15 protein-coding genes and 5 pseudogenes are annotated in these 19,258 nt (G+C 67.5%); 12 read left to right on the top strand and 8 right to left on the bottom strand.

Annotated features, from left to right (window positions below; translation table 11 throughout):
* Positions 1-11 precede the first annotated feature (11 nt).
* Positions 12-1,385, top strand: coding sequence for a crescentin (gene creS, locus J2X45_RS09355; RefSeq protein ID WP_310213990.1), 1,374 nt, complete (start codon positions 12-14; stop codon positions 1,383-1,385).
* Positions 1,386-1,569: 184 nt separating this feature from the next.
* Here the strand turns inward: creS and J2X45_RS09360 are convergent, their stop codons facing one another.
* From J2X45_RS09360 to J2X45_RS09370, 3 genes are all read right to left on the bottom strand, one after another.
* Positions 1,570-2,091, bottom strand: a complete 522-nt coding sequence (locus J2X45_RS09360; protein WP_310213992.1) for an SRPBCC family protein — start codon at positions 2,089-2,091, stop codon at positions 1,570-1,572.
* 59 nt (positions 2,092-2,150) lie between these two features.
* Complete coding sequence (locus tag J2X45_RS09365) at positions 2,151-3,137, bottom strand: TraB/GumN family protein (RefSeq protein WP_310213993.1); 987 nt, start codon at positions 3,135-3,137, stop codon at positions 2,151-2,153.
* 137 nt (positions 3,138-3,274) lie between these two features.
* The gene (locus J2X45_RS09370) at positions 3,275-5,401 is read right to left on the bottom strand and encodes a M3 family metallopeptidase (protein ID WP_310213995.1); all 2,127 of its coding nucleotides are present in this window, start codon (positions 5,399-5,401) and stop codon (positions 3,275-3,277) included.
* Positions 5,402-5,538: 137 nt separating this feature from the next.
* Between J2X45_RS09370 and murI the strand changes: the two genes are divergently transcribed.
* The 3 genes and pseudogenes from murI to J2X45_RS09385 form a co-directional block, all read left to right on the top strand.
* On the top strand, positions 5,539-6,387 hold the full coding sequence (gene murI / locus J2X45_RS09375) for a glutamate racemase (protein WP_310213997.1): 849 nt from the start codon (positions 5,539-5,541) through the stop codon (positions 6,385-6,387).
* Between the two features lie 34 nt (positions 6,388-6,421).
* Positions 6,422-6,568 (top strand): annotated as a pseudogene (locus J2X45_RS09380) (hypothetical protein); the annotation flags it as partial.
* A gap of 271 nt (positions 6,569-6,839) precedes the next feature.
* Positions 6,840-7,081: pseudogene (locus tag J2X45_RS09385) on the top strand (hypothetical protein); the annotation flags it as partial.
* A 330-nt stretch (positions 7,082-7,411) separates the two neighbouring features.
* Here the strand turns inward: J2X45_RS09385 and J2X45_RS09390 are convergent.
* Positions 7,412-7,536 (bottom strand): annotated as a pseudogene (locus J2X45_RS09390) (peptidase); the annotation flags it as partial.
* Between the two features lie 140 nt (positions 7,537-7,676).
* Here J2X45_RS09390 and J2X45_RS09395 point away from each other — a divergent pair.
* The 3 genes and pseudogenes from J2X45_RS09395 to xth all read left to right on the top strand — a co-directional run bounded on the left by J2X45_RS09395 (position 7,677) and on the right by xth (position 11,986).
* Positions 7,677-10,155: pseudogene (locus J2X45_RS09395) on the top strand (DNA translocase FtsK 4TM domain-containing protein).
* A gap of 123 nt (positions 10,156-10,278) precedes the next feature.
* Positions 10,279-10,938, top strand: coding sequence for an outer membrane lipoprotein carrier protein LolA (locus tag J2X45_RS09400; RefSeq protein ID WP_310214000.1), 660 nt, complete (start codon positions 10,279-10,281; stop codon positions 10,936-10,938).
* A gap of 241 nt (positions 10,939-11,179) precedes the next feature.
* Positions 11,180-11,986, top strand: a complete 807-nt coding sequence (xth, locus tag J2X45_RS09405) for an exodeoxyribonuclease III (RefSeq protein WP_310214002.1) — start codon at positions 11,180-11,182, stop codon at positions 11,984-11,986.
* A gap of 12 nt (positions 11,987-11,998) precedes the next feature.
* On the opposite strand, the gene mutM is transcribed toward xth, so the two are convergent.
* A complete protein-coding gene (mutM, locus tag J2X45_RS09410) occupies positions 11,999-12,862 on the bottom strand; it encodes a bifunctional DNA-formamidopyrimidine glycosylase/DNA-(apurinic or apyrimidinic site) lyase (RefSeq protein ID WP_310214004.1) in 864 nt (287 codons plus the stop codon).
* An 81-nt stretch (positions 12,863-12,943) separates the two neighbouring features.
* Here mutM and J2X45_RS09415 point away from each other — a divergent pair, with 81 nt between their 5' ends.
* On the top strand, positions 12,944-13,702 hold the full coding sequence (locus J2X45_RS09415; protein ID WP_310214006.1) for a class I SAM-dependent methyltransferase: 759 nt from the start codon (positions 12,944-12,946) through the stop codon (positions 13,700-13,702).
* A 4-nt stretch (positions 13,703-13,706) separates the two neighbouring features.
* Positions 13,707-15,212, top strand: coding sequence for a 2-polyprenylphenol 6-hydroxylase (gene ubiB, locus J2X45_RS09420; protein WP_310214008.1), 1,506 nt, complete (start codon positions 13,707-13,709; stop codon positions 15,210-15,212).
* A 4-nt stretch (positions 15,213-15,216) separates the two neighbouring features.
* Here ubiB and J2X45_RS09425 read toward each other — a convergent pair whose 3' ends face one another.
* Together J2X45_RS09425 and J2X45_RS09430 are read right to left on the bottom strand one after the other, a co-directional pair.
* Positions 15,217-15,399, bottom strand: a complete 183-nt coding sequence (locus J2X45_RS09425) for a DUF5076 domain-containing protein (RefSeq protein WP_310214009.1) — start codon at positions 15,397-15,399, stop codon at positions 15,217-15,219.
* Positions 15,400-15,570: 171 nt separating this feature from the next.
* The gene (locus J2X45_RS09430) at positions 15,571-16,131 is read right to left on the bottom strand and encodes a hypothetical protein (protein WP_310214010.1); all 561 of its coding nucleotides are present in this window, start codon (positions 16,129-16,131) and stop codon (positions 15,571-15,573) included.
* A 150-nt stretch (positions 16,132-16,281) separates the two neighbouring features.
* Between J2X45_RS09430 and coaBC the strand changes: the two genes are divergently transcribed.
* On the top strand, positions 16,282-17,478 hold the full coding sequence (gene coaBC, locus J2X45_RS09435; RefSeq protein WP_310214011.1) for a bifunctional phosphopantothenoylcysteine decarboxylase/phosphopantothenate--cysteine ligase CoaBC: 1,197 nt from the start codon (positions 16,282-16,284) through the stop codon (positions 17,476-17,478).
* A gap of 57 nt (positions 17,479-17,535) precedes the next feature.
* Positions 17,536-18,003 carry a dUTP diphosphatase gene (dut, locus tag J2X45_RS09440; protein ID WP_310214013.1) on the top strand — a complete coding sequence of 156 codons (468 nt, stop codon included), beginning with the start codon at positions 17,536-17,538 and terminating at the stop codon, positions 18,001-18,003.
* On the opposite strand, the gene J2X45_RS09445 is transcribed toward dut, so the two are convergent.
* Complete coding sequence (locus J2X45_RS09445) at positions 18,000-18,140, bottom strand: hypothetical protein (protein ID WP_310214014.1); 141 nt, start codon at positions 18,138-18,140, stop codon at positions 18,000-18,002. The two genes, dut and J2X45_RS09445, sit on opposite strands and share 4 nt — an antisense overlap.
* Before the next feature lie 138 nt (positions 18,141-18,278).
* Here J2X45_RS09445 and J2X45_RS09450 point away from each other — a divergent pair.
* Positions 18,279-19,160 (top strand): annotated as a pseudogene (locus tag J2X45_RS09450) (methyl-accepting chemotaxis protein); the annotation flags it as partial.
* Between the last annotated feature and the right edge of the window lie 98 nt (positions 19,161-19,258).

The raw sequence follows: 19,258 nt of genomic DNA on the forward strand, positions 1-19,258 counted from the left end.
AGGTGGGCCGAATGAGACTGCTGTCGAAGAACGCGCGCGACACGAAGAACGGCAAGCCGACCGTTCTGGGCGATGAAGCCCGATCCGAGACCATGCAGCACCAGATCGAGTCCACCCAGGCCATCGGTCAACGCTACGAGACCATTCACGGCGGTCTCGACAGCATCGGCCGGGTCATGGAGCACCTGAAGGCGATCGAGCCGCTGATCGCCGAAATCCGCGGCCCCGTCAGCCAGGAGTTCGAGGCCCGCCGCGCCGAGCACGCCGAACTGATCGCCGTCCGCGCCAATCTCGACCAGGCCCAGCGCCAGATCGCCCTGATCCAGGCCGAGGAGCGCGAAGTGTCCGCCCGCCTCGCCGCCGCCGAAACCGCGCTCGGCGAGTCCGAAGCCCGACGCCAGACCCAGGACGCGGCTCTCGAGGACAACGCCCTCGAGATCGACCGCCTGCGCAACGCCCTGCTGCAGTCGGACCTCAAGGTCTCCAGCCTCGACGCTTCGCTGCGCGACGCCACCGCCCGCATCGAGCACCTGGTGCAAGACGTCGAGGGCCTGCGGATCCAGGCCCAGGACATCGACGCCCGTCGCGGCGACGCCGAGGCCGCTCTGGCCCGCGCCAACCAAGACAACGCCCTGCTGGGCGAGGAAGCCGCGACGCTGAAGAAGCGCGTCGACCAGGCCGGCCTGGACCTGGCCCGCCTGTCGCGCATCGAAACCGACCTCGAGGCCCAGCTCGCCGCCGAACGCGCGCGTGTGCAGGCCGTCGAGAACGCCCTGGCCGCTCACCAGGCCGACAGCGGCCGCACGATCCGCGGCCTGGAAAGCCAGGTCGAGGCCAACCGCGCCGAGATCTCGGCCCTGCAGACCCGCCTGGAGACCGCGACCGGTCGCGCCGACAAGCTGGAAGAGATGAACGGCCAGATTTCGGCCCGCCTCGCCGACTCCAGCGCCCAGCAAAAGGCGGTGGAGCGCCGCGCCGGCGACCTCAATGTCGCCCTGGAACGCGCCCTCGACCGGATCCGCGCCCTGGAAGAAGAGGCCGACGGCCTGCGCCAGCGTCACGCCGGCGTCGACACCGCCCGCGCCACGGCCATCGAGCGCGCCGACCAGCTGGCCAAGAGCGCCGTCGCCCAGGAAAAGGCGCTCAAGCGCGCCGAGGAGCGCGCCCAGCAGCTGCGCGCCCGTCTCGATGCGATGCAGGAAGCGCAGGACCAGGCCCGCCGCGATCACGAGGCCAAGGTCGCCGAACTGCAGGCGACCATCGAGCGCCTGACCTCCGAGGCCGCCCTGGCCGAAGGGGCTCTGGAAGCCGCCCGCCGCGACCGCTCGCGCCTGCAGATGGCCCTCCTGGGCGCCAGCGACGAGGGCGTGGCCGCGAGCGCCTAAGCCTTCGCGACTTCATGACAAGCAAAACGCCCGCGACCGAGAGGTTCGCGGGCGTTTCTTTTGATCTTGAGACGGCGCGCCTAGAGCATTTCACGACCTGACTGCGTCAGGCCGTGAGCTCTAATCTTATGTTTTGGCGCGTTTTTCTTCACGCGAACCGGAACCACTTCGCTCGAAAAAGGCTCTAGCGCGCCTCGACGGCGGCCTTGAGCCCCTGGACCTGCTGGCCCAGCACCATGTCGACGGGCGCGGACAGCTTATCGAGACCGCCTTTGAAATAGCCGCCGACGTCATAGGTGACCGTCACGGTCGTCGCGCCGTCCTTTTCCGTCAGGATGATGGTCATGGCGCCGCTCGCCCCCGACGACTGCAACGGACCAAGCCCCCCGCTCAGCACCAGCTTCTGGCTCGGCGCAGCGTGGACGGTGGTCATGTGCAGGACAGAGCCGCCGTTCGGCAAACGCTCGCAGAAGCAGCCGCCCGAGGCCGCGCCCAGGGACAGGTTGGCCGCCGAACCCGACCAGGTATGGGCCGACGACCACCACTTCGACGGCTGGACCAGCGCCGCCCAGACCGTAGCAGCGGGCGCGGCGATCGACGCCTGATGGCGCACCTGGAATCCGAACGGCTGAGCGTCCGTCACCTCGGCCCGCGCGCCGCCAGCGACCAGCAGCGCCAACGCGGCCACACCGATCATTGTCTTCATGTGCTTATCCTCCCGACACCAGCTTGGTCGGCGCAAGGTTCGGGCGTCAACACGCCACGCTATTCGACGGGCGAGGTGATCGTCGCGCCTCGGGCCTTGAGCCGATCCAGAACCCCGTCCGCCGGGAGCAGGAAGCCCAGATCCACCACCGCCACCGTGACCCCCGGCCGCTTGAGCGCCTCGGTCATCGCCTCGGTTGTCTGGACGAGGCCCTTCTCCAGCAGGGCCGCGCCGCCTGGAACATGGGTCAGGCACCGCTGGGCGGCGCTGGCGCGGTAACGCGCGCGCACCGAGGCCAGGTCGCCCTCGGCCCAATCCCGCCCGATCGTGGTGGAATGGGCGCCGTCATAGGCCACCTCGTCCAGGGCCACGCGCAGGCAATAGAGCTGGTCCTCGGGCGAGAGCTTGCCCGCGATGGCGGTGACCGCGCTCATCCGGTACTGCCCCACGGCCTTGACCTTCAGCTTCCGCGCCTTGGCCATGCGCTCGATCGTGCTGACCGGCTTGGCCTCGGAGAGACCGGCGGCCTGACGGAAGTCCGACAGCAGCAGGAACCCGGCCACCGCCGGCTTCCAGTTCCTGTATTCGCCGGCGCCCTTTCGCGCCTGGGTGCGGGACTCGACGAACCGCGCCTTCAGGTCCGGCGGCAGCTGGTCCTCCAGCGACTTGCCCAGCGGCTGGCGCAGACCGGCCCCAAACCTGAGGATGAAGCCCGCCATCTGGGTGACGCCGACGGCCGCCTCGGGCGGAACCAGAACGAGGCTGGCCTTGTCCAGCGCCTTGTTCAGGCGGGGGCTGTTCCATTTCAACTGATGTGGCAGCGGCGGGGCGGACCCCAGGATGTAGAGCTTGGCCCCGTCCTTCTCGACCAGCCACACCGCCGGCCCCGGCGGCTTGGCCATGATCGTCAGCTCGGCGACGACGGCGCTTTCGTCCGGCGCGGGGGCCTGGCCCAACGCGACGGTCGGCGCGGGCGTCGTCTGGGCGACGGCGGGGGCGGAGACGACCAGAGCCAAGGCCAGCGGCAGGTGCTTAAGCGCGATCATCGATACTCCTTTAGCCCCCGAGTCCTCTAGCGTGTGCTCCGTCGGGCGAGAAGGTACGGTCGTCGCGGCGAGGGCGCTTACAGAAACGCCGCGACGGCCGAAAGGCTGTCGCGGCGTTCCAACTTTTAGCGTGTCGCTCAAGCCCCTGGCGGAACCGGGAAGCCGCGCTTGCGCATCAGGGCGCCGATCTTCACGTCACGGCCTCGGAAGGCGCGGAACTGCTCGACCGGATCGATCGTGTTGCCCGCCGACATGATGTCCTCGTAGAGGCGCTTGGCGACGGCCTTGTCGTAGAACCCGCCCGGCGCCTCCTGGAAAGCCTCGGCGGCGTCGGCGGTCAGGGTGTCGGACCACAGGTAGCTGTAGTAGCCGGCCGAATAGCCGTCGCCCGAGAACACGTGACCGAACTGCGGCGTGCGGTGCCGCATGACGATCTCCTTGGGCATGTTCAGCTTGGCCAGCTCATCGCGCTCGAACGCATCCGGATCGATGTCCACGTCGCCGGCCAGGTGCAGCTTCATGTCGATCAGGGCGCTGGCCAGATACTCGGTGGTGCCGAAGCCCTGGCCGAACTTCCCGGCCGCCTCGATCTTCTTGACCAGCTCGGCCGGGATCGGCTTGCCGGTCTGATAGTGCAGGGCGAACTGGTTCAGCACCTGCGGCGTCGACAGCCAGTGCTCGTTCAGTTGGCTCGGGAACTCGACATAGTCGCGCGCCACGGCCGTGCCCGACACCGACGGATAGGTCGCATTGGCGTTGAGGCCGTGGATCGCGTGGCCGAACTCGTGGAACAGAGTCGTGGCGTCGTCCCACGAGATCAGCACCGGCTCGCCGGGCTTGCCCTTGATGAAGTTGGAGTTGTTCGAGACGATCGTGGTGATCTCGCCCTTGAACCGCTCCTGCGTGCGGTAGGCGTTCATCCACGCGCCCGAGCGCTTGCCGGGGCGGGCGTAGGGGTCGAAGTACCACAGGCCCACATGCTTGCCGCCGCGGGTCACCTCGTAGACCGTCACGTCCTCGTGGAAGACGGGAATGCCCGACAGCTTCTTGAACTCGAAGCCGTAAAGCTGGCCCGAGGCCCAGAACATGCCCTCGCGCAGCTTGTCCAGCTGCAGGTACGGCTTCACCTCGTTCATATCGAGGTCGTACTTCGCCTTGCGCACCTTCTCGGCGTAGAAGCGGTAGTCCCAGGGCTCGAGCTTGAAGCCGCCGCCCTCTTTATCAATGATCGCCTGCATGTCGGCGACGTCGATCGCCACCTGGGCGATGGCCGGCCTCCAGACCGCCTCCATCAGCGCCATAGCGTTTTCCGGCGTCTTGGCCATGGCGTTCTCGAGGCGCCAGTGGGCGTGGGTCTTGTAGCCCAGGAGCTTGGCCCGCTCGACGCGCAGCTTCAGGATCTTGCGGATGATGGCGTTGTTGTCGGTCGCCCCGCCGTTGTCGCCGCGATTGACGAAAGCGCGCCAGACCTTCTCGCGCGCGCTGCGCACTGGCGACTCGGTGAGGAACGGATCAACGCTGGAGCGGGTGTTGACGATCACATGCTTGCCCGGGAGCTTGCGCGTCGCGGCGTTCGAGGCGGCGGCGGCCTTGAGCCCCTCGGGCAGACCGACGAGATCGGCGTCGGAGAGCTCGATCCAGGTGTTCTCGTCGGCCAAGAGGTTCTGGCTGAACTTGGTGTAGAGGCCCGCCAGCTCGGTGTTAATCGCGCCGACCCGGGCCTTGGCCTCGGGCGAGAGCTTGGCGCCTGAGCGCACGAAGTTGGTGTAGTAGATCCACAGCACGCGCTGCTGTTCGGGCGTCAGCTTGGCCTTGTCCGGCGAGTCATAGACAGCCTGGATGCGGGCGAAGAGCGCGGCGTTCTGGTTGATCTTATCGTAGTGGGCCGACAGCGCCGGATCCATCACCTCCTCGACCTTCTGGAACTCGGCCGTGCTCATGTTCGAGCCCCAGATCCCGTAATAGGTCTGAACGTCGTTCAGCATCCGGCCGGCGTCTTCCAGCGCCGCGATGGTGTTTTCGAAGGTCGGCGCGGCCTTGTTGGCGGTGATCGCGTCGATCTCGGCCAGGTTCTTGGCCATGGCCGCCTCGAGCGCCGGCTTGAAGTCGGCGACCTTCACCTTGTCGAAAGCGGGCACGCCGCCGAAGGGTCCGGCCCACTTCTGGGTCAGGGGATTCATGGTCTCCGCGAGGGTCATGCTGGGATGGAGGACGGCCATGGCGCCGGTGACAGCGGCCGAGGCGAGAAAGGTACGACGTTGCACGGAGGATCTCCGGTGGAAGTGTTAGTCCCGAACCTAGGATATGGGCGGCCGGCCTGTCACATGACAGCCGCGTAACCTTCTTTCTTCACCCCGCCCTCCGTGGACGGGCCGAGGTTTGGCGGCTACAGCTTGGCGCCATGATCGGCGTCTTTGACTCTGGCGTGGGCGGCCTCTCGGTCCACCGCGCCCTCGTGCAGCGTCTGCCCCAGGCGGACTTCACCTATCTGGCCGACCAGGCCAACGCGCCCTACGGCGTGCGGACCGGCGAGGACATCGTCGAGCTGACCAAGGCCGGCTGCGTGCGCCTGTTCGAGCGCGGCGCCAGTCTGGTCGTTTTGGCCTGCAACACCGCCTCGGCCATCGCCCTGCGCCGCCTGCAGCAGACCTGGCTGCCCGGCTATCGCAAGGAAGTGGGCCGTCCGGTCAACATCCTCGGCATCATCGTGCCCACCATCGAGAAGGCCACAGGCCTGCCCTGGGAGCACGAGGCCGAGCGTCGCGGCGAAAAGGTCCAGGCTCTGGACATCCTGGGCGTCTTCGCCACCCAGGCCACGGTGCGCTCGCGCGTCTATGAGATCGAGATCGACAAGCGCAAGCAGGACCTGGCCGTCTTTTCGGAGGCCTGCCCGGAACTGGTCCCGCTGATCGAGGGCGACGCCAGCGTCGTCGAGATCGCCAAGGCGGTCGAAGGCCACGTCCAGGCGCTGAAGACCCGTATCGGCCGCTATCCCGACCGCGTCGTGCTGGGCTGCACCCACTACGAGATCATCGCCGACGTCTTCCGCGCCGCCCTGCCGGCGGGCACCCCGCTGATCCAGCAGCCGGCGGCCACCGCCGAGGGTCTGGCGCTCTATCTGGAACGGCATCCCGAGTATGATCCGGGGACGGGCGCAAGCCGCGTGTTCCTGACCACCGGAACGCCGGGCCCGCAAAACGGCCTGGTCCAGAGCTTCTGGGGCGCCCCGCTGGCGTTCGAGGCGGCTTAGGGCGCGGGCAGGTCCGCTTTCAGCGGCGATGTTTGAGACGGCTTTCGACCCCAGTCGGACGTTCGGAAAATCCTCCCCCCAGCGGGGGAGGAGGCCGAAGGCCGGAGGGGGAAGTGCTGCCGAGCCGGCTTCTTCCCCCTCCGTCGGCTTCGCCGACACCTCCCCCGCTGGGGGGAGGATTTGATCTGCCATCAACCATACTTGCCCCCTCCGCGCCTTCGGCGCTCCTCCCCCGGAGGGGGAAGAAGGAAGCGCACCTTCTGCCCCCTATGGGGGCGGACGACCATGCGAAGCATGGTCCGGTGGGGGCCTGCGGCCTGTCCGACTTCCACCCTTGGGCGACATCCGGAACGTCCGAATCGGGCGATGCCGCCTCAGGGTTCAAAGCGCCCCTGACGCGGGCTAACAGCAATTCCCCCCGCTCGACGGGCGAACAACGCCTCGGTGAATAAACATGTTTACGGGGATTGGCGGGCGCGAACGCTCGGAATTGGCGAAGTGGAAGCCAGCAAAATCAACGCCTTCTCACTTTTACGCGCCAACTTGTCCCCGGCGCTGAATCCTGCCGCACAATCATAGCCATCCCCGTCGCGGGGGAGGGCGTATGGATCCGGCCCAATACGGCGGCGGGGCTAGGTTGAGCGGGGCCGCGTGGTCTCGAAGCGGTTTCGACCGGGGTCTGTTCGTTGGATAGATCCGGGATCCCGGAAGAGGCCGCAGAGAGGCGAGCGCGGAGCGACAGGGCGGTGATCGTACAAGCCGCCTATCGTGGATCGTCGGGCTGGACACGGATGTAGCCGCTCCAGTTGGTCCGCGCCCGTCCGGGGGCTCCTGGGGTCCCGAGCTGAAAGACGCTCACGCCCCCCATCCTCACGGGCAAGAACAACCTGGCGGAGCGGACTGTCGAACCGAAACGCAAACACACACTCACGGTCTCCGGGTTCGCCCGGCCGCTCCGTCGCCTCCCCATGAGCCTTCAGCGGTCACGCCGCGTGAAGCGGCGGACGCACGCCCCAAATCCTCCCCCCCAGCGGGGGAGGTGTCGGCCCGGAGGGACGACGGAGGGGGAAGAGGCCGGGCCAGGAGAACTTCCCCCTCCGGTCCTGCGGACCACCTCCCCCGCGATGGGGAGGATTGTTCACCCCGCCCTTCCCCATCGAGGGGAAGGGAGCATTTCTTGAAGTCGCGACGTCATGACCGCCGTCCTAACGGACGTCGTAAACAGCCCTTAACGGTCTTGAGGCACAACATGGCGGTTCGACCGGTTCCACCGGTCCCGAGATACGACGTTGAGTTCGGAGACTTTTCATGGCGCGAGCCGCGCGGCGATCCACGACGGAGCTCCTTTGGGATGCGATCCGTTATGGCTGGGTCCAGCCCTGGACGGCCCGGTTCCGGGGCGGGATCGTCACCGTCGTCGGGGCGGTGCTGCTGCTGGCCATCGCCACCTATAACGCCACCGATCCGAGCTTCAACGCCGTCACGGACGAGCCGGCCCGCAACGCTTTGGGGGGCCTCGGCGCGGCGATTTCCGACATCCTGATGCAGTCTCTGGGCCTGTCGGCTTGGGGCATCGCGCTGTTGATGCTGGTGTTCGGAGTCACCCGGGTGGCCCAGGCCGACCCGGACGCCGAGCGCAAGGACCTGCGCCAGCGGGCGCTGGTCGGCGCGCTGGGCCTCTTGGCGCTGTCGGCCGTGCTGGCCGCGCCGCCGCCGCCGGCCATCTGGCAGCTGGAAAAGGGCCTGGGCGGCTTCTGGGGCGACTCCCTGCTGCACATGGTGGCGGCGGTTTTGAGCTTCGCCCACATCCCCGGCGCGACCATCATCTCGGCCATCCTGTTCGGCGTCGCCGCCATCGCCGCGCTCGGCTTCGCCATCGGCGTGCGCGAGGTCGATCCCGACGCGATCCACGCCGCCGTCAGCAACGCGCTGCAACCGCGCGCGCGCCCTGAGCCGGAACCAGAGCCTGCGCCCGTCGCCAAGCCGGCCCGCGCCAAGCGCGAGAAGGCTGAGCCCACCCCGAAGCGCGCCGGCCGCCTTCCGCCTCTGGAGGCCGAAGACGACGAGACCCCGATCGCGGCGCCGCAGGCCGCTCCCGCCCAGCGCGCCTATACGCCGCCGCCCGCCGTCCAGGACGACGAGGACGACTTCGAGGACACGCTGGACGCCCGGCCGATGGCGATCGCCAAGCCCAAGAGCACGCCCAAGGAGTCCGGCCGCGAGGCGCGCGAGCAGCAGAAGGCGTTCGACTTCGAGGAAGACGCCGGCTTCCAGCTGCCGGAACTAGCCATGCTGGCCAAGTCTAAGCCGCGTTCGTCCGAGGTGGACGCCGGCGCGTTGCGCCAGAACGCCCGCCTGCTGGAAAGCGTGCTGGCCGAGTTCGGCGTGAAGGGCCAGATCGACCAGATCCGTCCCGGCCCTGTGGTCACCATGTACGAGCTGGTGCCTGCGCCGGGCGTGAAGACCGCGCGCGTCGTGGCTTTGGCCGACGACATCGCCCGCTCAATGAGCGTGATCTCGTGCCGCGTCGCCGTGGCCCAGGGCCGCAACGCCATCGGCATCGAAATGCCCAACCAGCGCCGCGAGACCGTCTATCTGCGCGACCTGCTCTCCAGCGCCGACTACGAGAAGGCCAGCCAGATCCTGCCGATGGCGCTGGGTGAGACCATCGGCGGCGAGCCCTATATCGCCGACCTGGCCAAGATGCCCCACCTCCTGATCGCCGGCACCACCGGCTCGGGCAAGTCGGTCGGCGTCAACGCCATGATCCTGTCGATCCTGTACAAGCTGCCGCCCGAGAAGTGCCGCTTCATCATGGTCGATCCCAAGATGCTGGAACTGTCGGTCTATGACGGCATCCCGCACCTCCTGGCCCCCGTCGTGACCGATCCGAAGAAGGCTGTCGTGGCCCTGAAATGGACGGTCCGCGAGATGGAGGACCGCTATCGCCGGATGTCCAAGATCGGCGTGCGCAACATCGGCGGCTACAACGAAAAGGCCAACGAGGCCGCCGCCAAGGGCGAACACTTCGAGCGCACCGTGCAAACGGGCTTCGACGACGCCGGCCGTCCGATCTATGAGACCGAACAGATCCGCCCCGAGCCGATGCCCTATCTCGTCGTGGTCATCGACGAGGTGGCCGACCTGATGATGGTGGCCGGCAAGGACATCGAAGGCGCCGTGCAGCGCCTGGCCCAGATGGCCCGCGCCGCCGGCATCCACCTGATCATGGCCACCCAGCGCCCATCGGTGGACGTCATCACCGGCACCATCAAGGCCAACTTCCCGACCCGGATCAGCTTCCAGGTCACGTCGAAGATCGACGCCCGCACCATCCTGGGCGAACAGGGCGCCGAGCAGCTGCTGGGCCAGGGCGACATGCTCTACATGGCCGGCGGTGGGCGTATCACCCGCCTGCACGGTCCGTTCGTGTCGGACGGCGAGGTGGAGGCCGTGGCCAAGTTCCTGCGCGACCAGGGCATCCCGCAGTATCTCGAGGAAGTCACCGCCGGCGGCGACGAGGAGCAGGAAGAGGCCATCGAGGGCGCGTTCTCGGGCGAGGGCGGCGCCAACGATCTCTACGATCACGCCGTGGCCGTGGTCACCCGCGACCGCAAGGCCTCGACCAGCTACATCCAGCGCCGGCTGCAGATTGGCTACAACCGCGCGGCCTCGCTGATGGAGCGGATGGAGAAAGAGGGCGTCGTCGGGGCCGCAAACCACGCCGGCAAGCGCGAGATCCTCGCGCCGCCGCCGCCACCGCTCTAGGCAACCGCAGATGCGGCTACGGCGTTTCGGACGCTCCCAACCTGAACGCGGCTTCATCGGGCCGCCGGAAAATGGCCTTGCGGCGGCCTTCGCGGCGGCCAAGGTAGGGGCTAAGGAGTCCAGATGACGACACGCCGTACCCTCCTGGCGGCCGGCCTCGCCGCCGCCCTCGCCTCGCCCGCCCTGATCACGCCTGTATGGGCCCAGACCTCAACCGCCCCGGTTCCGGCCAAGCTGAGCGCCGAGCAGAAGGCCCTTCTGGACAAGGCGACCGCCTATATCCAGGGCCTGTCCTCGGCCAAGGGTCGCTTCGTGCAGACCGATCAGCGGGGAACCCAGACGCAAGGGACCTTCTATCTGCAGCGTCCCGGCAAGGCGCGGTTCGCCTATGACCCTCCGGCGGGCCTGCTGGTCGTCAGCAACGGCAATAACGTCAACATCTTCGACAACCGGCTGAAGACCTACGAGAGCTATCCGCTCAGCAAGACGCCGCTGAACCTCTTGCTGGCGCGCGAAGTGCGGCTGGATCGCGGCGTGGTGATCACCGATGTCCGCCCGCTGGCCGACGGCTTCACGATCGTGGCGCAGGACGCCAAGCGTCAGGCGCTGGGCCGCATCTCGATCGACTTTTCCAATGGCCCCACCGCCCTGATGGGCTGGACTGTGACTGACATCAAGGGCGGCCAGATCCGGGTCCGCCTGAGCGACTTCGCCGAGACCGCCGATCTTGATCCCAAGCTCTTCGTGCTGACAGATCCCCGCCGAAAGGTCGGCAAGCCCTAGCGGGCCCCGATTTGTGACATTCTCACAACAGGCAACAATCAACCGCGTTGCCGCTTGACTAAAAATTAGGACGTGGCATATTTAACACGCATGGCGAAGGGCGACCGACCCGCTCTTCGCGAACCGTGCCGGATCCTATCCCCTCCCGGCGGCGGCATGAGAGACTAGACTTTCGCCCAGATGCTCGATGCGTCTGGGCGTTTTTCTTTCCGGCTTTGGAAAACCGCGATACAGCCCGGCCATGCGCCTCCGTATCGCCACCTGGAACGTCAATTCCGTCCGTCTCCGCGCCGAGCAGGCCGCCCGCTTCGTCGACGAGCAGGCGCCGGACGTGCTCTGCATGCAGGAGATCAAGTGCCAGGAGGGCGAGTTCCCGCGGGAAGCCTTCGAGGCCATGGGCCTGCCGCACCTGAAGATCGCCGGCCAGAAGGGCTGGCACGGGGTGGCTATCGCCTCGCGCCTGCCGATCGAGGACGTTCCGACCCTGATGAACTGCCGCGAGGGCCACGCGCGCTGCGTGGCGGTCAAGGTGGCCGGCGTCGAGATCCAGAACTTCTACATCCCGGCCGGCGGCGACCTGCCTGATCGCCTCGCCAATCCGAAGTTCGACCACAAGCTCGACTTCTACGAAACGTTGACCGCCGCGCTGAAGCGACGCGACCCCAAGGATCCGCTGATCGTCACTGGCGACCTGAACATCGCGCCTGGCGAGAACGACGTCTGGAGCCACCGCCAGATGCTGAAAGTGGTCAGCCACACGCCGCCGGAGCTGGAAGCCTTCGACGCGCTGATCAAGTCGATGGACCTGCTGGACCTGCCGCGCCTGGCGACGCCGGAGCCGGAGAAGCTGTTCTCCTGGTGGAGCTACCGCGCCGCCGACTTCCGCAAGTCGAACCGAGGCCTGCGCCTGGACCACATCCTGGCCAGCCCCGGCCTGCGAGACGCCGCCATCCTCGACGGCAAGGTCTCCTCGCGAGTCCACGACGATGTCCGCGAATGGGAGCGCCCCAGCGACCACGCGCCGGTCACGGCCGACCTCAAAGTCTGACGTCGTCGACGCTCAGCGTTGACAGACGGGGCAATAGAACGTCGAGCGCCCCGCCTGGACCTCGCGGGCGATCACGCCCTTGCAGCCCGACGTCGGGCAGGGCTCGCCCTCGCGGTCGTAGACGCGGAACCGGTGCTGGAAATAGCCCAGCGCGCCGTCGGCGGCGGCGAAGTCCTTCAGCGTGGAGCCGCCGACCGCCACCGCCTCGGCCAGCACGTCCTTGATCGCCACGGTCAGTGGCCCGAGCCGCTTTTTGGCGATGCCGCCTGAAGGCTTGAACGGCGAAATGCCCGACCGGTGCAGGGCTTCACAGACATAGATGTTGCCCAGACCCGCGACCGTCCGCTGATCGAGCAGTAGGGTCTTGGGACCTTGCTTGCGGTTGGCGAAGGCCTTTTCCAGCGTGCCTGCGTCGAAACCCTCGCCCAGCGGCTCTGGCCCCATCGTTGCGAACCACGGGTGATGGGTGAGGCGGTCGGTCGGGATCAGGTCCATGAAGCCGAACCGGCGCGGGTCGAAGTAGGTGACCGTCGCCCCGCCCTCGGTCTGAAACACCACATGGGCGTGCTTGTCTTCGGGCGTGACCTCGCGGGCGAAATCGCCGGGCCTGACGGTCCCCTCCGGCGCGGCGATCTCGAAGCGACCGGTCATGCCCAGATGCATCACCAGGGTGTCGCCTCGATCGAGCGGAGCCAGGATGTACTTGGCGCGGCGATCCAGCCGCAAAATCCGCGCGCCCGTCAGTCGCTGCACAAAGCCGTCGGGTAGCGGAAACCGAAGGTCGGGCCGGTTGGCGCGGACGCTGGACAGGCGCGCGCCGGAAAGAACAGGCTCAAGGCCCCGGCGGACGGTCTCGACTTCGGGCAATTCAGGCACAGGGGACCTTCGGCGGATGACGGCGCGCGTGTCGCGGGCTAATAGCGGACCTACATATAGAAAGTCCGGCCCAAAGACGTCATGAGCAACACCTCCGCCAGCTTCGGTTTCAAGGATGTCGACGCCTCGCAGAAGGCGGGTCTGGTGCGCGGGGTCTTCGACCGCGTCGCCAAGAACTACGACATCATGAACGACCTGATGAGCGGCGGCGTCCACCGGCTGTGGAAGGACGCGGTCGCCGCGCGCCTCAACCCGCAGCCGGGCGAAGTGATCATCGACTGCGCCGGCGGCACGGGCGACATGGCCCGTCGGTTCGCCAAGATGGCCCGCAAGGCGCAGGAACGCCGGGGCGGTCCGGACGCGACGATCAACATCGTCGACTACAACGCCGAAATGATCATGGCCGGCATCGAGCGCGGCGGCGAACCCGAGATCACCTGGACCGTCGGCGACGCCCAGCGCCTGCCGCTGCCCGACGCCTATGCCGACGCCTATGTGATCTCGTTCGGCATCCGCAACGTGACCGATATCGACGCGGCCCTGCGCGAGGCGCGCCGGGTGCTCAAGCCGGGCGGCCGCTTCCTGTGCCTGGAATTCTCACGCCCGGTGACCGAGCCGCTGGCCAAGGCCTATGACGCCTATAGCTTCAAGGTCATCCCGCAGGTCGGCGAATGGGTGGCCAAGGATCGCGACGCCTACCAATACCTGGTCGAAAGCATCCGTCGCTTCCCCGACCAACGCACCTTCGCGGCCATGATCGAGGCTGCGGGCTTCAAGCGCGTCACCTTCACCAACTTTACGGGCGGCGTCGCGGCCCTGCACCAGGGATGGGCGATCTAGGATCGTGGCGACGCTCGAAGCCCTCTGGCGCCTGACCGGGGCGGGCTGGGCCCTGGTCCGGGCCGACGCCCTGATCCCCCGTGAACTGGAGCCGCTGCTCCCCCCCGGCGCCAAGCTGGCGGGGCGTGTCTTGCGCCTCTTCGCCGGCTCGGCCGCCCGCAAGGGACGCCCGGGCGAACGCCTGGCGGCGGTGCTGGAGCGGCAGGGGCCCGCCGCAATCAAGATGGGCCAGTTCCTGTCGACCCGGGCAGACATCTTTGGCGCGGCCTTCGCCGAGGACCTCTCGCGCCTCAAGGACCGACTGCCGGCCTTTCCGCTGAACGTCGCCAAGGCCGAGATCGCCCGCAACCTCGGCAAGCCGCTGGACGAAATCTTCGCCGAGATCGGCGAAGCCGTCGCCGCCGCCTCTCTGGCCCAGGCCCACCCCGCGACGCTGATTGATGGCCGCAAGGTCGCAGTCAAGGTTCTGCGCCCCAGCATCGAGCGACAGGTGGCCCGCGATAGCGCGGTTTTGCGACTCGCCGCGCGTCTCGCCGAAGCCCTCGCGCCCGCCTCGCGCCGACTGCGTCCGACCGAGTTCGTCGAGGTCGTGATCCGTGCGCTCGATCTGGAGATGGACCTGCGCTTTGAGGCCGCCGGTTGCGCCGAGCTGGGCGAGGCCATGGCCAAGGACCCCTATATGCGCGCCCCGGCCGTCTGCTGGGAAGGCGTGGGCAAGCGCGTCCTGACCCTGACCTGGGCGGAAGGCGCGCCCCTCTCCGATCCCGCCGCACTGGATCTGCCAGGCCTGGACCGTAAGGCCCTGGCCGAGAACGTCACGCGCGGCTTCCTGGCCCAGGCTCTGGACCACGGCCTGTTCCACGCCGACCTTCACGAAGGCAACCTGTTCGTGGCCGCGCCGTCGACGATCACCGCCGTGGACTATGGCATTGTCGGCAGGCTCGGACCCGGCGAGCGACGCTATCTGGCCGAGATCCTCTACGGCTTTCTCAATCGCGACTATGCGCGCGTGGCCAAGATCCATTTCGACGCTGGCTACGTACCCGCGCACCAGGACATGGACGCCTTCGCCCAGGCCTTGCGCGCGGTCGGCGAGCCGGTCTTCGGTCGCAATGCTCGCGAGGTCTCGATGGGACGTCTTCTGGCGCAACTGTTCGAGATCACCGCCCTGTTCGATATGGCGCTGCGTCCTGAACTGGTCCTGCTGCAGAAGACCATGGTGACGGTCGAAGGCGTCGCTCGCCGCATCGACCCGACCCACGATCTGTGGGCCGCCGCCGATCCCGTGGTGCGACGCTGGATCGGCCGCGAGCTTTCACCCGCCGCCAAGGCGCGCGATTTCGCTGAGGAAGCTCTGCGCGCCATCATGGCGCTGGCCCGCTTGGCCGACGCGCCTCCCGCTGCGCGAGTGATCGTCGAGCGACCGCACACCTGGCCGCTGATCTGGTTCCTCGTCGGGGCGGCAACCGCAGGCGCCGCGTTCGTCACGGGCCTGCTGCTGGCCCGATAGGCCTTCAGCCCAGTCCGGCGGGCTTGTCTCCCGTTCGCTGGGCCGTCGGCATCGTCGCCTCAACATCGAAGCTGCCGATGGTCGCGTCATACAGCGCCGCCCGAGGGCCTATCCCCTCGGCGGAGAGCGCGTTGGCGACGTGGCCCGCCATGTCAGCGAGGATGACGCCCCAGGCTGTGGTCTCCATCACTACCCCTTGGCCGGCATAGAGGCCGCACTTGAGCGAATAGTGGAGCCCCCTCCGCGATCCGGATCCGCGCCAGTCCGATCGCGCTCGAGTCGCGAAGCGCGGCGTACGGCATAATCCGTACGTCCGTCACAACCTATCCGAGAGATCACAAGCGATCGCGAGGCGAGACTAACCCTCCGCCTGATCTCGACTGCGCGCCTTCGACGCCGACGCCCGGCGGGCTTCTCGGGCCTTCTGCTCGTCCCAATAGGCGAGGCCCTCGTCGGGTTTGAACATCGTACGCGGCGCGCCTTCGCGCGACACCACCGCAAAGACGTTGGCCTTCGGATCGTAGATCAAGAGGTCGCCGTTCGCGCGCTTCAAGGTCTCAGCGCCTCTGGGCGGATCGCTGACGAAGGCGTGGACCTTGGAGACATAGTCATCAACCGACTTCGCGGAGAAAGTGGCCCCGTTTCGCTCGAAGGATCGTCGGGCGTTCTCGTCGGCGGAGCGGGTGCGGTTAGCGGCCCAGTACGGCTTGCCGGCGATCAACTTGACCGGTGCGTCCCGGGGATCATCCCGGCGGCTTTCCGTAGCCACGCCGGCGACAGAAACCGCCCCGGCGTCGGACGAAGCTCGGTCCCCGCCGGTGGGGGCCTTGACCGCTGACGCGCCGCTGTCGCAGGCCGCGAGTCCCAACAAGAGAAGGCTCGCCAGGGCCCCGGCGGATGCTTGCGTGATAACCTTCATGATCGCAAATGCCCCATTGCTCTACCTTGACGTTTAATGAACGAAAGCGGAACGCGAGTCGAGTCTCTTTTTCCCGCCACGATTGGCTCTGGCGCTTTGGCGCGCGGATGGGCATGTGCTGGAGCGTTCAAGCCAAGCGCGGAGCGAAACGTGGGCGAGAAGCGAGTTCTTCTGATCGTCGGCGGCGGCGTGGCGGCCTACAAGGCGCTGCCGCTAGCCCGGCTTCTGCGCAAGGCCGGCGTCGCCGTACGGCCCATTCTGACGAAGGGCGGCGCCGAGTTCGTCACACCGCTCTCCCTCGCGGCCTTGGCCGAGGACAAGGTTTACCAGGACCTGTTCTCGCTCACGGACGAACACGAGATGGGCCATATTGAACTGTCGCGGTCAGCCGATCTGGTGGTGGTCGCACCCGCGACCGCCGACCTGATCGCCAAGGCGGCGAACGGCCTGGCGGGCGATCTGGCCTCGACCGTCCTGCTGGCGACCGACAAGCCTGTGCTGATGGCGCCCGCGATGAACGTGCGCATGTGGTTGCACCCCGCGACTCAGCGCAACATCGCGACCCTCAAGGCTGACGGCGTGACCTTCGTAGGACCTGCGGACGGCGCCATGGCGTGCGGCGAGTTCGGTCCCGGCCGTCTGGAAGAGCCCGAGGAAATCTTCGCCGCCATCATGGCCGCGTTGGAGGGGTCCGCCGCGCGCCCTCTCGAAGGAAAGCGTGCGCTCGTCACCGCTGGCCCGACGTTCGAGCCCATCGATCCCGTGCGGGGGATCACCAACCGCTCGAGCGGAAAGCAGGGCTTCGCGATCGCCGAGGCCTTGGCCGGGCTCGGCGCTGAGGTGACCCTCGTCGCGGGCCCCGTCGCCTTGCCGACGCCGCCCGGCGTGCGCAGGGTTGATGTCGAGACCGCCCGGCAGATGCTGGCCGCCAGCCAAGCTGCGCTTCCCGCGGATGTCGGCGTGTTCGTCGCAGCCGTCGCCGACTGGCGGGTCGACGAAGCCTTCGGCAGCAAGTTGAAGAAGGAAAAGGGCGGCCCTCCCGCCCTGACCTTCGTGGAAAACCCTGACATCCTGGCGACGCTATCGGCGTCAGGCCCACATCGGCCCAGGCTGGTCGTCGGCTTCGCGGCTGAGACCGACCATGTCGAGGAGCACGCCCGCGCCAAGCTGGCCCGCAAGGGCTGCGACTGGATCATCGCCAACGACGTGACAGAGCCCGGTGTCATGGGCGGCGGCGAAAACGCGGTGCTTTTGGTGACGAAGTCTGGAACGGAACGCTGGGAGCGCGCCGCGAAGGATCGTGTCGCAGCTCAGATCGCGGCCCGGATCGCAGACGTCCTGTCTTAGCCTTCAGGATAGCCGGCAAATCAGCTACAGCCGGGGCGACCCCTCGAGGAGCCTCGCATGTCCGCCATTCCCGCCGGTCTCTCCATCCGTTTCAAGCGCTGGGAAGGCAATTCCGACCTGCCGGTCCCCGCCTACGCGACGGCGGGGGCGGCCGGGTTCGATCTTCGGGCGGCCGTACCGGAAGATGAGCCAATCGTCCTCAAGCCTGGCGCGCGGTGCATGGCCCCCACCGGCTTTTCTGTGGCGATCCCCGACAGCTATGAAATGCAACTGCGCCCGCGGTCGGGCCTAGCGTTCAAGAACGGCGTGACGGTCGTCAATGCGCCGGGCACCGTGGACAGCGACTATCGCGGGCAGGTCTGCGTGCTGCTGATCAATCTGGGCGAGGAAGACTTCATCATCCGCCGGGGCGACCGCATCGCCCAGGGTGTCATCGCCGCCGCACCGCAGTGGCCGATGGTCGAGGTTGACGACCTCGACGTCACCGAGCGGGGCGTAGGGGGCTTCGGGTCGACCGGCGTCTAGTTGATCAGCGGGCGCATGGTCCGAAGGCCAAGCACAAAATAACCGCCAAAGCCCGCCGCGAAAGCGACGGCGGCCATCCACAAGACCGGACGGATCATGTCGAGCGGCGTTTGGCCGATCGGAGACGAAGACTTCACGAGAACCTCCTGCGGCCAATAGGCGAGACCGGCGGACACACGCCGGAGGAGATACGCGCTCCCGGACCCTTGGTTGCGATGGGGAGCGGCTTTTAATCTGTCGTGATTCCGACGCAAGTGGAAATTGTGGCGCGGTGTCGCAGGTTGGCGGCCGAACAGCGCGCCGAGGTCGAGCGGGCCCGAGAGCTCACGGAGGCCGAGCGCCATAGCAACGCGCGCGAGCAGACCATCGTCGTCGGCCGTGTGGGCGAAGGGCTGGAAGCCCTTGCGGCGGGCGATCTGACCTACCGGCTGCATGAGGCGTTTCCGCCCGCCTATCAGAAGCTGCAGGCCGCCAGCCTCGAGGAGACGGCCGCCGCCCTGGACGAGATCACCGTGACGGTCCGAAAGACCGCGGAAGGCGCGGGCAGCGCCCGCCGCAACGTCGAGGCCGCGCGCCAGGACGCCGAGAAGGGCGGCGAGGTTGTGGAGCGCGCCGTGGCCGCCATGGGTCAGATTGAGGCCAGCTCCCATGAGATCGGGGCCATTATCGGCGTCATCGACGAAATCGCGTTCCAGACGAACCTTCTGGCTCTCAACGCGGGCGTCGAGGCCGCGCGCGCCGGCGACGCCGGAAAGGGGTTTGCGGTGGTCGCTCAGGGGGTGCGCGCCCTGGCGCAGCGCTCGGCTGAGGCCGCCAAAGAGATCAAGACGCTGATCTCGAACTCGACCAACCAAGTCAATGAAGGCGTCAGCCTGGTGGGCGAAACCGGGCAAGCTTTGCACCGCATCATCGCCGGCGTGCAGGATCTCAATCGCATTGTCGCGGAGATCGCCGCCTCGGCTAACGAGCAGGCGACAGGACTGCATCAGGTCAACACCGCCGTGAACCAGATGGATCAGGCCACACAGCAAAACGCGGCCATGGTCGAGCAGAGCACGGCGGCCAGTCACGCCCTGTCGAACGAGGCTCGCCAGTTGGGCCGTCTGGTCGAGCGGTTCCGCCTCACGGAAGACGGCAAAAAGCGTCGCGCGGCCTGAGACGAGAAATCGCCGCAGCCGTCGTTGATTTTTGGACGTCTGCGTCCATTTATCCCTTGAACCGCGCGCCAGACCCCTCTATCCGGCGCGCTTGTTGT

This window comes from Caulobacter sp. BE264, assembly GCF_031457805.1.
In the GTDB taxonomy this organism is placed as follows: Bacteria; Pseudomonadota; Alphaproteobacteria; order Caulobacterales; family Caulobacteraceae; genus Caulobacter.

Coding starts and splice junctions, on each gene's coding strand:
- creS (WP_310213990.1), top strand. CDS start 12: ATGAGACTGCTGTCGAAGAACGCGCGCGACACGAAGAACGGCAAGCCG.
- J2X45_RS09360 (WP_310213992.1), bottom strand. CDS start 2,091: ATGAAGACAATGATCGGTGTGGCCGCGTTGGCGCTGCTGGTCGCTGGC.
- J2X45_RS09365 (WP_310213993.1), bottom strand. CDS start 3,137: ATGATCGCGCTTAAGCACCTGCCGCTGGCCTTGGCTCTGGTCGTCTCC.
- murI (WP_310213997.1), top strand. CDS start 5,539: ATGATCGGCGTCTTTGACTCTGGCGTGGGCGGCCTCTCGGTCCACCGC.
- J2X45_RS09400 (WP_310214000.1), top strand. CDS start 10,279: ATGACGACACGCCGTACCCTCCTGGCGGCCGGCCTCGCCGCCGCCCTC.
- xth (WP_310214002.1), top strand. CDS start 11,180: ATGCGCCTCCGTATCGCCACCTGGAACGTCAATTCCGTCCGTCTCCGC.
- J2X45_RS09415 (WP_310214006.1), top strand. CDS start 12,944: ATGAGCAACACCTCCGCCAGCTTCGGTTTCAAGGATGTCGACGCCTCG.
- J2X45_RS09425 (WP_310214009.1), bottom strand. CDS start 15,399: ATGGAGACCACAGCCTGGGGCGTCATCCTCGCTGACATGGCGGGCCAC.
- J2X45_RS09430 (WP_310214010.1), bottom strand. CDS start 16,131: ATGAAGGTTATCACGCAAGCATCCGCCGGGGCCCTGGCGAGCCTTCTC.
- dut (WP_310214013.1), top strand. CDS start 17,536: ATGTCCGCCATTCCCGCCGGTCTCTCCATCCGTTTCAAGCGCTGGGAA.